Here is a 15286-nt window from a genome sequence, read left to right on the forward strand (position 1 = left end):
ACTGCATTGCCCATTGTGCCAATGTGTCATTTGATGCGGCGACATGGGAAGTTTGGGCTGCTCTGGCACAGGGTGCGCGTATTCTGTTGATACCGGAAAAAACCCTGTTGCAGCCTGACCAGTTTGGTCATGCTCTGTCATCGGAGAAAGTCAGTGCCTTGTTCCTGACTACGGCGCTGTTTAATCAGTATGCCGGCCTGATTGCTCCTGCATTATCAGGTTTGCGCTACCTTCTGTTCGGCGGTGAACAGACAGATACCCGAACGGCTATTCGTTTCAGAACGGACTATCCGCCACAACATTTACTTCATGTCTATGGGCCAACAGAAACCACCACATTTGCCAGCGCCTATGAAATTCCGCTTATGGCAGAGCAAGCCGATGCAGGTGAAATCAAAATTCCGATTGGTCGCCCTATTGCCAACAGGCAAATCTATATTCTGGATAAACAAGGCCATCCGGTTCCTGTCGGCGTTTCCGGTGAAATTTATATTGCCGGAGCCGGTGTAGCGCGGGGATATCTGAATCGCCCTGAACTGACAATGGAACGTTTCCTGCTCGATCCGTTCTCTTCCAAGCCAAATGCGCGCATGTACAAAACCGGTGATTTGGGGCGCTGGCGGGCTGATGGCAATATCGAATACCTCGGTCGCAATGATTTTCAGATCAAACTGCGAGGCTTTCGTATCGAACTGGGGGAAATCGAAGCCAGACTGGTACAGTGTCATGGCGTACGTGAAGCGGTGGTGCTTATCCGGGAAGACGAACCGGATCAGAAACGACTGGTTGCTTATCTGCGACCAGAAGAAGGTAGTGAACTGGTTCCCGCTGAATTACGCCGTCAACTGACTCAGCATCTCGCTGATTATATGCTGCCCAGTGCTTTTGTGATGCTGGATAGTTTCCCGCTAACCCCGAATGGCAAACTGGATCGTCAGGCGCTTCCCGTTCCTGACGCATCGGCAGTGATAACCCGTGAGTATGAAGCCCCTGTCGGTGACATTGAAATTGCATTATCCCGGATCTGGCAAGATCTGTTAGGGCTGGAACGCGTCGGTCGTCATGACCATTTCTTTGAACTGGGCGGTCATTCACTGCTGGCTGTTCAGCTGACAGCTCGTATTCGTCAGGTGCTGGCACGGGAATTAGCACTACAACAGTTGTTTGATCAGCCACGGCTGATGGAGCTGGCTCAGGTTCTGACTGATGTTGCAACAACCACGCAGATGACAATTCCGCCAGCAGACAGAAATCAGCCACTGCCACTTTCTTTTGCTCAGCAGCGCCTGTGGTTTTTAGACCGACTCGATCCGGCTGCCAGTCTGGCTTACCATATTCCACTGGCATTGCGTCTGACCGGGCAACTCAATCACCATGCCCTGCGCCAAACATTCGACAATCTGGTCGCCCGACATGAGATCCTGCGTACCCGTTTTGTACTGGTAGCAGGCCAGCCTCACCAGCAAATAACAACGGCTGACAGCAGATTTGCGCTGGTTTATCAGGATCTGCGCACATTAACTGCCGATGAGCAAACCCAGCGAGTGACAGAACTTGCTACCACCGAAACCAGAATACCGTTTGATTTTACTCAAGGCTCACTGATCCGCGGCCAATTGCTGCAACTGGCTGATGATGAACATGTATTACTGATCACCCAGCACCATATTATTTCCGATGGCTGGTCTGTCGGTGTGCTGATGCGTGAACTGAGCGTTCTCTATCGGGCAGCACTTGAAAATCAGGCAAACCCATTACTGCCCCTACCCATTCAGTATGCCGATTATGCTGTCTGGCAGCGTGACAATCTGCATGAAGCCACGCTTAACAAACAACGGGAGTTCTGGTGTCACCAGCTCCGCGATGCGCCTGCGCTGCTGACACTTCCGACAGATCGGCCACGTCCCGCGTCACAGACCTTTACCGGAGGCAGAGTCCCCGTTCACTTTAATGCGAAATTACTGGCTTCGCTGAAAACACTCGGACAGCGTCATAACAGCACCCTGTTTATGACCCTGCTGACAGCATGGAGTATCGTGCTGGCCCGGCTGAGTGGGCAGGACGATATTGTCATCGGTACACCGGTTGCCAACCGACAGCATCGTGAACTGGAAGGGCTGATCGGCTTCTTTGTGAATACGCTGGCCCTGCGTGTCAGGCTGAATGATTCCGTCAGTGTTGTCGATTTGTTCAGACAGATCCGGGAACAGACACTGGCAGCCTATGCCAATCAGGATCTGCCCTTCGAGCAGGTAGTGGAAGCGTTACAACCTGAGCGCAGCCTGAGTTACAGCCCGATTTTTCAGGTAATGCTGGCGTTAAATAACACCCCCGCTCAGGCACTGACATTACCGGATTTGCAATTCACTGTGATGGAACCGATACACCACAGTGCCCACTTCGATTTAACCCTGTCATTAACTGAAACCGATGCAGGTCTGACAGGCGAGCTGACCTATGCCAGTGCGTTATTTGATGCTGCAACCATTGAACGCATGTTGGGCTATCTCACCAATATCCTGAACGCAATGGTGTCAGATGAATCACAACTGGCTGCCACTGTGCCTATGTTGTCGCAATCAGAACGGCAACAATTACTGATGGGTTTCAATGCGCATCAGGCTGATTGCCCACAGAATGTTCTTCCCGATAATGTATTACTCCATCAACTGTTTGAGGCTCAGGCAGAGCAAAATCCTGATGCGATTGCCGTGGTATTTGAAGGGCAGACCCTCAGCTATGATGAACTAAACCAACGCGCCAATTATCTGGCTCATCAACTGATTACGCAGGGTGTACGTCCGGATGATCGGGTAGCAATTTGTGTCGAGCGGAGTCTGGAAATGGTGGTCGGTCTGTTGGCTATCCTCAAGGCCGGAGGCGCCTATATCCCGCTTGACCCCGCTTATCCTGCCGAAAGACTGGCCTATATGCTGGCGGATTCAGATCCGGTGGTCATAGTGACTCAGACAACACTGGCCGAAAAACTCACCAGTACCCTGCCTGTAGTTATGTTGGATGTAGTTATGTTAGATATAGTTATGTTGGATGATTTATTATCCGGTGACTTATTACCCGATCAGGCACAATTCAAAAACCCGGATGTACAAAAATCAGCGCTGAAACCCCATCATCTGGCGTATATAATTTATACCTCCGGCTCGACCGGCAAACCCAAAGGGGTGATGGTTGAACATGCCAATGTCACCCGCCTGCTGGCGGCGACACAAGCGCGGTTCCGGTTTGACAGCCATGATGTCTGGACACTGTTCCACTCCTTTGCCTTCGATTTCTCAGTATGGGAATTGTGGGGAGCGCTGGCTTACGGCGGCAAGCTGGTGGTCATTCCGGCTGAATGCGCCCGTTCACCACAGATGTTCTATGAACGACTGTGCCGTGAGCAGGTTACTATTCTGAACCAGACACCCAGCGCCTTCCGCCAACTGATTGCGGCTCAGAATATGGCTTCGCACGACCTGCCACCACACATGCTGCGCTGTATCATATTCGGCGGCGAAGCCTTAGAGCTGCATACCCTTGCCCCGTGGGTTGAACGCAATCCGACTAAGCAGACCCGTCTGGTGAATATGTATGGCATCACGGAAATTACCGTACATGCTACCTATCGTGAACTGACGGAAGCGGACATCCATGCAAGACGTGGTAGCCTGATTGGGCAGCCTCTGGATGATTTACGCATCTATATTCTTGATGCTTATGGTCAGCCTGTGCCACTGGGCGTTACAGGCGAACTCTATATTGCAGGAGCAGGCGTTGCCCGTGGCTATCTGAACCGCCCTGAGCTGACCGCAGGGCGTTTCCTGTCTGATCCCTTCTCCGGTAAACCCGATACACGCATGTATAAAACCGGTGATTTAGGGCGCTGGCTACCTGACGGCAATATCGAATATCTCGGCCGTAATGATTTTCAGGTCAAGATACGCGGTTTCCGCATTGAACTGGGGGAAATTGAAGCCAGACTTGAACAGTGCGCCGGAGTCCGTGAAGCTGTCGTGATCGCCCGTGAAGACGGAACACATCAAAAACAGCTGGTGGCCTATCTGCTGCCACAGCCTGATGCCATACTGAATCCGACAGAATTGCGGCAGCAACTGGCACAACACCTTGCCGACTATATGCTGCCCAGTGCGTTTGTCACACTGGATGCTTTCCCGTTGACAGCCAATGGGAAACTTGACCAGCGGGCATTGCCTGCCCCTGATTCATCAGCCGTAGTATCACATCGCTATGTGTCGCCAGTGGGTGAAACAGAAACCGCACTGGCACACATCTGGCAACGCCTGTTAAAGCTGGAGCGTGTTGGTCGTCACGATCATTTCTTTGAATTGGGTGGGCATTCCCTGATGATTGTCGGCCTGATCGAAGAGTTACGTCTCATCGGCTGGCAACTGGATGTGCGCAGCGTATTTATTTCTCCTGTCCTTGCCGATATGGCACAGGCTCTTCAGCGTGATACTGACGAGATATTTATCGCGCCAGTTAATGGCATTCCTGAAAATTGCCAGCTTATCACACCAGACATGCTGCCTTTGGTTGCGCTATCCCAGACGGAAATAGATGCCATTGTCGCTACCGTGCCCGGCGGAGCCGCCAATGTACAGGATATCTACCCGCTGTCACCGTTGCAGGAAGGTATTCTGTTCCATCATCTATTACAGACGCAAGGTGACAATTACCTGCTGCAAAGCCTGCTCGCCTTTGATTCCCGCGAACGTCTTGAGGCGTTTCTGTCCGCACTGCAACAGGTTATCGATCGCCATGATATTCTGCGTACCGCCGCCTACTGGCAGGATCTGGCTAATCCGGTTCAGATTGTCTGGCGCCAGGCGTCTCTGAGTGTCAATGTTTTCACGCCAGCCACTGAAATCGATATTGTCACTCAACTCAGAGAGCACACCGATCCACGCCGATACCGTATCGACCTGAATCGTGCGCCACTGTTTACCGCCGATATTGTTCACGATCCAGAACACAACGAGTGGCTGATGGCACTGCGCTTCCATCATCTGGTCAGTGATCATATGACGCTGGAACTGATTTTTGCTGAGATTGCGCTGTTCCTGACAGGAAATACGAAAATACTGCCTGCTGTTCTGCCCTACCGCAATTTTATCGCCCGGACACTGCACATGCCGGAATCGGAACACGAGGCTTACTTCCGCAGCCGGCTTGCTGATATCGACGAACCAACTGCACCGTTCGGTATCCTGAAAGTTCAGACTGACGGCGAAAGGGTGGCTGAATCCTGTCTCGCTATTGCTCCAGAGCTGGCAGCGGCGATCCGCGCTCAGGCGCGATATCTGGGGGTCAGTCCGAGTGTGCTGTTCCATGTGGCATGGGCGCAGGTACTGGCAAAAACCAGCGGTCGTGATGATGTGGTTTTCGGTTCCGTCCTGTTGGGGCGGCTTCAGGGAGGAGCAGGTGCCGAGCAGGTATTAGGAATGTTTATCAACACGCTGCCAATGCGGGTTTCTGTCGGTGATTGCACCGTTCAGGAAGCGATTCAGGATACCTTCCACAATTTAATGTTGCTGCTGGAGCATGAGCAGGCACCTCTGGTGCTGGCACAACAATGCAGCGGTGTACCACAGTCAATGCCGTTGTTCAGTACCCTGCTGAATTATCGTCATAGTCAGACTGCTGAATCCGTTGACACGGTATGGACGGGCATTCGCATTCTGACCGCAGAAGAGCGCACCAACTACCCAATCACGTTGTCAGTGGACGATTTAGGCACCGGATTCAGGCTAATTTCACAAACAATCACCGGCATTGACCCGGACAGAATAACCGCTTATCTGGTCACGGCAATAAATGGCCTGATTGATGCACTGACACATAACCCACAACATTTACTACGGGATATCTCAATCCTGCCTGCAACAGAACGCAAGCAGTTACTGACCGATTTCAATGCTAATCAGGTGGAATTTCCAAACAACATTTTGATACACACGTTGTTTGAGGAACAATCAGCCCGTGCTCCAGACGCTACTGCCATTATATTTGCGGAACAAACACTGAGTTATCACGAGCTGAACTGTCGCGCTAATCAGCTAGCTCATTATCTGATTAAGCAGGGAGTGCAACCGGATGATCGGATAGCCGTCTGCCTCGAACGTAGCCCGGCGCTGATTATCAGCCTGCTCGCCATTCTCAAGGCCGGCGGGGGTTATGTCCCTCTGGACCCGACTTATCCGACCGAACGACTGGCCTACATGCTGGAAGACTCATCCCCAGTGGTCTTACTGACTCAGGCAGCACAAGCCGAAAAATTGTTTCACTCCGCATCGATGATATCTGTCCCGATTGTGGAACTGGATACTCAGGCACCGTTACTGGCGGAGCAGCCAGCCCATAATCCGGATGTTCAAGCATTGGGACTGATGCCACACCATCTGGCCTATGTGATCTATACCTCCGGTTCAACCGGCCTTCCCAAAGGGGTGATGGTTGAGCATCGTAATGTACTGCGCCTGATTATTGATAACGGCTTCGCTGACATTCGTCCCGATGACTGTGTTGCACATTGTGCCAATACGGCTTTTGATGCCTCGACATGGGAAATCTGGTCAGCTCTGCTTAATGGCGGGCGTCTGCATATTGTTTCTCAGTCCGTACTGCTTGAACCGGCACAGTTCTGTGACTCACTGATTAAAGCGCAGGTGACTGCGCTGTGGTTAACTGCGGGCTTATTCAATGAATATCTCGATACTCTCAGGCCGCTGTTCGGACAATTACGTTACCTGATTGTCGGTGGCGATGTCCTTGACCCACAGAGAATACAGGAAGTTATATTATCTGATCCGCAGCCTGCTGCATTAATCAACGGCTATGGCCCGACAGAAACCACAACATTTGCCGCCACCTACACCATCGCATCACCGGTTGATGTGACGCGTTCCATTCCTATCGGCCGGCCGATTTCCAACACGCAGATCTATATTCTTGATGAATATGGGCAGCTAGCGCCTTTCGGTGCGGTCGGAGAAATTTATATCGCAGGTCAGGGAGTTGCCAGAGGTTATCTGAACCGTCCTGAGTTAACTCAAGAACGTTTCCTGACTTGTCCTTTTTCCTCAGAGCCGGATGCACGTATGTACAGAACCGGTGATCTCGGACGCTGGCTACCCGATGGCAATATCGAATACCTCGGCCGCAACGATACGCAAATCAAACTGCGCGGTTTCCGTATTGAACCGGGTGAAATTGAAATAAGGCTTGAACAGTGTTACGGCGTGCGTGAAGCGGTTGTTCTCCTTCGTGAAGACGAGCCTGAAAATAAACGCCTCGTTGCTTATCTACTGCCCCAGAGTGGAATTGAACTTGATCCGGCGGTTCTGCGCCATCAACTGGCAGAGCATCTGGCGGAATATATGCTGCCCAGTGCCTATGTTGTGCTGAGCGCTTTCCCTCTCACACCGAATGGCAAATTGGATCGCCGGGCGTTACCGGCCCCTGAACTCTCGGCGGTGGTGACACATGAATATGAAGCGCCACAGGGCAGGATAGAAACAGCACTGGCGCAAATCTGGCAGGAGCTGCTAGGGCTGACACGCATTAGTCGTCACGACAGCTTCTTTGAACTGGGCGGTCATTCATTAATGGTTGTCCGGCTGATAACCCGCATAAAAAATCAGTTTATGGTCAATGTTCCTCTGACCTCACTGTTTGTTTCACCCAAATTAATGGAACAGGCAGACCTCATCTTTGCGGCACAAATGAGTGCAATCGGCGACAACGACACTGAATCAATTCAAAGCGATCTTGATGCGATGTCAGCCGAAGAGTTAATGGCAATTTTAGGCGAAAACGATACCCGTGAAAAAGACACCGGTGGAGATAGCAAATAATGACAAGGACTACTATGAATCTCGATGATCTGAAACGTGCTGTTATGGAAAAAAGGCTTGAAGAGCAACTGAAAGCACGGGGTTATCAGCAGCAGTCAATGATAAAACCTGCGGATCGTAACCAGCCACTGCCATTATCCTTTGCTCAACAGCGGCTATGGTTTCTCTGCCAGTTCGAACCGGCTGCCAGTCTGGCCTATCATCTGCCGATCATACTTCGCCTCAGCGGTCAGCTTGACCGCTATGCACTGAGCGCATCACTCGACCGTCTGGTTGAGCGTCATGAAAGCCTGAGAACCCGTTTTATGTCAGTGGAAGGAAAGCCCTATCAACACATTGATCCGGCGGATATCGGCTGTACCCTGTCTTATCATGATCTAAGCCAGTCAGATCCTACTCTGCACACCGAGCGCATTACCGAATTTATTGATACCGAAACGCAAACCCCGTTCGATTTTACGCAGGAACGGCTGATTCGCGGCCAACTGCTTCGTCTCAGCGATAAAGAGCATATTTTATTACTGACCCTGCATCATATTATTACCGACGGCTGGTCTACCGGTGTGTTGGTACGGGAGTTAGGGGACTTCTATCGCGCCGCCCTTGATGGTCGTGATATCTCTTTACCTCCATTACCCGTTCAATATGCTGACTATGCTATCTGGCTTCATGAACAAGCGCAGGGAAATAGCCTCGCGAAACAGCGTAATTTCTGGTGTGAACAACTCAGGGATGCCCCACCGCTGCTGACACTCCCCATTGATCGCCCACGCCCGGCAGTACAGAGTTATATCGGTGGCAAAGTCTCCTTTCAGCTTGATGCCTCTTTACTGGCATCACTAAAAGTGCTGGGGAAGCGCCATAACAGCACGTTGTTTATGACCCTGCTGACTGCGTGGAGTATCGTACTGAGCCGCCTTAGTGGACAGGATGATGTTGTTATCGGCACTCCTGTCGCTAACCGTCCACACCGTGAGCTTGAAGGGCTGATCGGTTTCTTTGTCAATACGCTGGCTTTACGTGTCACCTTCAATAACGCGCTGAGTGTGGCTGATCTCCTTACTCAAATCCGCAAGCAATCACTGGCGGCCTATGCCCATCAGGATCTGCCCTTTGAACAGGTGGTAGAAGCTCTACAACCTGAGCGCAGTCTCAGCTACAGCCCGGTTTTTCAGGTGATGATGGCCTTAAATAACACGCCGGCTCAGGAGTTCACACTACCGGAATTGCAACTTACCCCAATTGAGCAGAAGCATCGGGGTGCGCATTTTGATTTAACCCTATCACTGAACGAAATCGGAACAGGTTTAGCCGGAGATTTAGAATATGCCGCCGACCTGTTCGATCACTCAACTGTTGAGCGTATGGTGGGTTATTTAATCCATGTATTAACCGCGATGGTGATTGACGATAGCCAACCCGTAAACACATTGCCGATGTTGCCAAATTCAGAACGGCAACAATTATTAGTGGATTTCAATGCCACTCAGACAGCGTTCCCGCAAGATGCGTTAATTCACCCGTTAGTTGAAGCGCAAGTGTTACAGCGTCCCGATGCTATCGCCATAAGCTACGAGGGGCAGACGCTGAGTTATGCTGAATTGAACTGTCATGCCAATCGTCTGGCTCATCACCTGCTGGCACTGGGTATACGCCCGGACGATCCGGTTGCAATCTGTGCTGAACGCAGCCCGGAGCTGATAATCGGTCTACTCGCCATACTCAAAGCGGGTGGTGCCTATGTGCCGCTCGATCCTAATTATCCTGCTGAACGGCTGAGCTATATGCTGGAGGATGCCAGACCTGTAGCTCTGCTGACGCAGACAGCATGGTGCGACAAACTGGATACCTTTGTGCCGGTGGTTTTGCTGGATAATTTATTGAATGAGCAGGAAGCCCCTCTGGCAGCCTATCCCATTCACAATCCGGGTATTCAGACATCCGGTCTGACCTCGCATCATCTGGCTTATATCATTTATACGTCAGGCTCAACGGGCCAGCCTAAAGGTGTGATGGTTGAGCACCGCAATGTGCTTCGCCTGATTATCAATAATAACTTTGCCGATATTACGCCTGAGGACTGTATTGCCCATTGCGCTAATATTTCATTTGATGCAGCAACCTGGGAAGTCTGGTCTGCACTGATACATGGCGCCAGACTTCTGTTAATACCCGAAAATACGCTGTTACAACCAACCCGTTTTGGTCAGTGTCTGTCATCAGAAGGTGTCACTGCTTTATTTCTGACTACCGCCCTGTTTAACCAATATGCAGACTTAATTGCCCCAATGTTGTCCGGCCTGCGTTATGTTCTGTTTGGCGGCGAACAAACAGATACCCGCTCTGCTATTCAGTTACGGGCTACACATCCGCCACAACATTTACTGCATGTCTACGGGCCAACGGAAGTCACTACTTTTTCCACCGCTTATGAAATCCCCTTTGTCGGCAGTAGCCATACTGAAAATAAAAGAAAAATTCCCATTGGTGGCCCGATTGCCAATACACAGATCTATATTCTTGATTCCGGCAAACAACCGGTTCCTCTTGGGGTAACGGGCGAGATTTATATTGCCGGTGAAGGAGTTGCCCGTGGTTATCTTAACCGTCCTCAACTCACCGCTGAACGCTTTCTGGCTGACCCGTTCTCCTCAGCGCCTGATGCACGAATGTATAAGACCGGCGATCTGGGGCGCTGGCTGCCGGATGGCAATATTGAATACTGTGGTCGTAATGATTTTCAGGTCAAAATACGTGGTTTCCGCATTGAGTTAGGGGAAATTGAAAGCCGCCTCTCCCAGTGTCATGGTGTGCAGAAAGCACTGGTTCTCGCCCGTGAAGAAGCCGGTGATGAAAAAACAGGTGCTAAAACAGGAGGCCAGAAACGGCTGATTGCCTATATACAACCTCAGCCGGGGATGATACCGGAACCGGCAGAATTACGTCAGCAGCTTGCCAGACATCTTGCTGATTATATGCTGCCCAGTGCTTTTATCACGCTGGATCATTTCCCGCTGACCGCTAACGGAAAAATTGACCGTGAGGCGCTTCCTGCGCCAGACGCCTCCGCTTTCGCGGCTCGTCTCTATGAATCTCCGACAGGCGAAACAGAGATCGCGCTAGCGCAAATCTGGCAACAACTGCTAGGACTGGAGAAAATCGGTCGTCATGATCATTTCTTTGAGTTGGGTGGTCATTCACTGATGATTGTCAGCCTGATTGAAGAACTACGCCGCATTGGCTGGCGCCTTGATATCCGCAGCGTATTCTCCACGCCGGTTCTCGCTGATATGGCGCAGGCCCTCCGCCGTGACGCTGACGCTTTTGTTGTGCCTGAGAACCTGATCCCTGAAGGTTGCACTGCGATTATTCCTGAGATGCTGCCACTGGTGACACTATCTCAGGCTCAGATTGATGCCATTGCCGGAACTGTGTCCGGTGGTACTGGTAATGTACAGGATATTTATCCGTTATCGCCCTTGCAGGAAGGCATTCTGTTCCACCATCTGATGCAGACTCAGGGGGATAACTACCTGTTACAGAGTTTACTGGCTTTTGATAACCGTGAACGCCTAGACTCGTTTTTATCTGCTTTACAGCAGGTTATCAACCGTCACGATATCCTGCGTACCAGTGTTTTCTGGCAGGGGCTGGAACATCCGGTTCAGGTCGTCTGGCGACAGGCATCACTGGAGATTAACGTCTTCACCCCAAATACGGAACATAATATTCAGGTACAACTGCTGGCTCACACCGACCCCCACCAGCATCGTATCGATCTGACCCGTGCTCCGTTATTCACGGCTGATATCGCTCATGATACAGCACAAAATGAATGGCTACTGGTATTACGTTTTCATCATCTGGTCAGCGATCATGTGACACTGGAACGGATTTTCGCTGAAATTGCACTTATCTTACAAAAGCAGGGAATTGCCTTGCCCGCTGTATTGCCTTACCGCAATTTTATTGCCCGAACGCTGAGTGTGCCTGTTTCAGAACACGAAGATTATTTCCGTTCCCGGCTGGCTGATATCGATACACCCACTGCGCCATTTGGCGTGCTTTCACTATCTAATAACGAAAATCCAATACCGAATAATGAAAGCCCAGAAGCAGAACAGAATAACGCCGTGACTGAGGCACACCTTCCGCTTTCTCCTGAATTATCGGGTTCTCTTCGTGCGCTGGCACGACAACTGAAAGTCAGCCCGAGTGTCCTGTTTCATGTCGCATGGGCACAGGTACTGGCACAGACCAGCAGTCGCGATGATGTGGTTTTTGGGTCTGTTTTGTCAGGCCGTCTGCAAGGCGGCGCTGGGGCTGACCACATTCTGGGCATGTTTATCAACACCCTACCCATTCGGATTTCCCTTGCAGATCGCAGTGTACAGACTGTGGTACAGGATACTTATCAGGATTTAATCACACTGCTGGAACATGAACAGGCTCCGTTAACACTGGCACAAAGTTGCAGCGGTGTAGAACACGCCATCCCGCTATTCAGTACCCTGCTTAATTATCGCCACTCTCCGGTCAGTGAAGAAAAAACCACCCGTAATAGTTGGTCAGGTATGCGTGTTATCGCGGCTAAAGAAGGCACTAACTATCCCATTACTTTATCGGTAGATGATTTAGGCTCAGATTTCAGCCTGTCCGCCCACACAGTAGCAGGTATCGATCCTGTTCGGATGACTCGCTATCTGCTAACAGCCCTCTGTGGTTTAGTTGATGCCCTGATGCATCATCCTCAGAAGTTAGTGCTGCATGTGCCGATCCTGCCGGAAACCGAGCGACAACAACTGTTGGTGGATTTTAACGCGAGCCGTTGTAAAACCGGGCAGGCGGACTTCCCGCAGGATAAGTTGATCCACCCGCTATTTGAGGCTCAGGTATTACAGCGTCCTGATGCTGTTGCGCTGACTTATGAAGATCAGACAATCAGCTATGAGGAACTGAACCAACGCGCCAACCGTCTGGCCCATTATCTGATTGCACTGGGTGTACGTCCGGATGATCGGGTAGCAATTTGTGTTGAACGCAGCGCGGAACTAATCGTCGGTCTGCTCGCTATTCTTAAAGCGGGTGGGGCTTACGTACCACTTGATCCGAACTATCCGCCGGAACGGCTGGCCTATATGCTGGCAGATGCTACGCCAGTGGTATTACTGACACAAACAACGCAGCTCGACAAATTGCCTGATACCGTACCTGTATACGTGCTTGATTCGCCAGATCCCACATTGAACACTCAGCCGGTTGATAACCCGGACGCACTGGCTCTGGGGCTGACACCACGCCATCTGGCCTATGTAATTTACACCTCCGGTTCAACAGGGCAGCCCAAAGGGGTCATGGTTGAACATATCAGTATCAATCATCTGGTGATGAATAATCATTATGCGGATATCGGTGTGAACGACTGTGTTGCCCACTGTGCCAATACGGCGTTTGATGCCTCGACATGGGAAATCTGGTCTGCCCTGCTTAATGGCGGGCGTCTGCATATTGTTCCGCAACCTGTACTGCTTGATCCGGCGCGTTTTTGTGACTCGTTAATCAGAGGGAGAGTGACCGCACTTTGGCTGACTGTCGGTCTGTTCAACGCCTACCTTGATTCTCTCAGTCCACTGTTCAGCCAATTGAATTATTTACTTATTGGAGGTGAAGAGCTCGATCCGAGAAAAATACGGCAAGTGCAGTTGACTGAACCCCGCCCTGCGCATCTGATTAATGGCTATGGCCCGACAGAAACCACCACGTTTGCAGCAACTTATGAGATAAAATCGCCTGTTGATGCCGTACGTTCCATTCCTATTGGCAGACCCATCGCCAATACCCGGATCTATATTCTTAATTCACGGGGTCAGCCTGTGCCTATCGGTGTTACAGGGGAAATCCATATCGCAGGTAAAGGTGTTGCCCGTGGTTATCTGAACCGCCCCGAGCTGACTGCGGAACGCTTTATGACTGATCCGTTCTCTTCCGACCCTGATGCCCGCATGTACAAAACCGGCGATCTGGGATGCTGGCGGACTGATGGCAATATCGAATATCTCGGTCGCACGGATAGCCAGATCAAGCTGCGTGGATTCCGCATTGAGCCGGGCGAAATTGAAGCCGAACTGATGCAATGTCATGGTGTGCGTGAGGCGATTGTCCTGAGTCGCGAAGACACAGCAGGACAGAAACAACTGGCTGCCTATCTGGTTGCTCAGGATGGCATTGAACTGACTCCGGCTGAACTGCGCCAGCAGCTTTCCCGACACCTTGCCGACTATATGCTGCCCGGCGCTTTTGTCACGCTTGACTCTTTCCCGCTGACCCCCAATGGCAAACTGGATCGTCAGGCTCTGCCAGCGCCTGATATATCAGCGATTGTGATGCGTCAGTATGAAGCACCGAACGATGAGGAAGAGGAAATATTGGCAAAAATCTGGCAAAGCCTGCTGGGACTGGAGCGCGTAGGCCGCTTTGACCACTTTTTTGAACTGGGCGGGCACTCACTGATGGTAGGTCAGCTCGCAACCCGCATTCAGAAAGAATTTCTGGTTGAGATCCCCATCGCTTCACTGTTCCTTGCACCCAGACTGGCGGATCAGGCAGAAATCATTTTCGCCGCACAAAGGGAAGCGGTGGGACAAAACAATATTGACTCCCTTCAGGACACACTGGATTCAATGTCCGCAGAGGAATTAATGGCCATGTTAGGTGGAGACAGTGACAAATGATAAAGAGCGATATGAATCTTGATGACCTGAAACGGGCTGTTTTGAAAAAGAAACTTAAAGAACAATTACAAACTCAACAGCACCAGAAGCGGCCTCCTGTTCAGCATGTTGACCGTGATCAGCCCCTGCCATTATCTTTTGCCCAGCAACGCCTGTGGTTCCTGCATCAGCTCGAGCCAGCAGCCAGTCTGGCTTATCATATTCCTGTGTCACTGCGCCTGACCGGACAACTCAATCATCATGCCCTGACAGCCGCACTCAATCGGCTGGTCGCCCGCCATGAAATTCTTCGTACCCGTTTTATGCTTACCGAAGGTCAGCCATATCAGCATATTGATCCTGCTGACACTGGCTTTGCCCTTAGCTGTCAGGATCTGCGTACGCTGGATTCAGAAACCCATATGCAGCATATTGCCGACCTTGCCGCACTGGAAGCCCGCACGCCCTTTGACCTGACACAAGGGCCGCTGATCCGGGGTCAGCTATTACAATTAGCGGACGACGATCATGTGCTGTTGCTCACTCAGCATCATATTATCTCGGACGGCTGGTCAATTGGTGTACTGGTACATGAACTGAGTACCTTTTACCGCGCGGAGTCCGAACCCGATAATAATCATGCTGCGCCACTTCCGCCCCTGCCGGTTCAGTATGCCGACTACGCCGTCTGGCAGCGAAACT

3 protein-coding genes (2 of these 3 running past the window's edge) are annotated in these 15286 nt (G+C 51.2%); all 3 read left to right on the top strand.

The annotated features are described in order from the left end of the window. Tightly spaced (each overlapping or abutting the next), the 3 genes in view from AAC855_RS05315 to AAC855_RS05325 form a layout consistent with a single transcriptional unit that may run on beyond the window. Positions 1-7874: the end of a non-ribosomal peptide synthetase gene (locus AAC855_RS05315; protein WP_340608593.1), read on the top strand. Its footprint begins 15055 nt before the window's first position; 7874 of the gene's 22929 nt are visible here — the last part of the coding sequence; the start codon falls outside the window, past its left edge; its stop codon occupies positions 7872-7874. After that, on the top strand, positions 7874-14605 hold the full coding sequence (locus AAC855_RS05320) for an amino acid adenylation domain-containing protein (RefSeq protein WP_340608594.1): 6732 nt from the start codon (positions 7874-7876) through the stop codon (positions 14603-14605). Before AAC855_RS05315 ends, AAC855_RS05320 begins: the two co-directional genes overlap by 1 nt. After that, positions 14602-15286, top strand: the 5' portion of a protein-coding gene (locus tag AAC855_RS05325; protein ID WP_340608595.1) for a non-ribosomal peptide synthetase. Its footprint extends 14114 nt past the window's final position; 685 of the gene's 14799 nt are visible here — the first part of the coding sequence; it begins with the start codon at positions 14602-14604; its stop codon lies off the right edge, out of view. The genes AAC855_RS05320 and AAC855_RS05325 overlap by 4 nt, the downstream gene beginning before the upstream one ends.

Origin of the sequence: Xenorhabdus bharatensis (assembly GCF_037996705.1) — a bacterium.
Lineage (GTDB): Bacteria > Pseudomonadota > Gammaproteobacteria > Enterobacterales > Enterobacteriaceae > Xenorhabdus > Xenorhabdus bharatensis.

Excerpts from the sequence above, each read along its gene's own strand:
- AAC855_RS05320 (WP_340608594.1), top strand. The coding sequence starts at position 7,874 with ATGACAAGGACTACTATGAATCTCGATGATCTGAAACGTGCTGTTATG.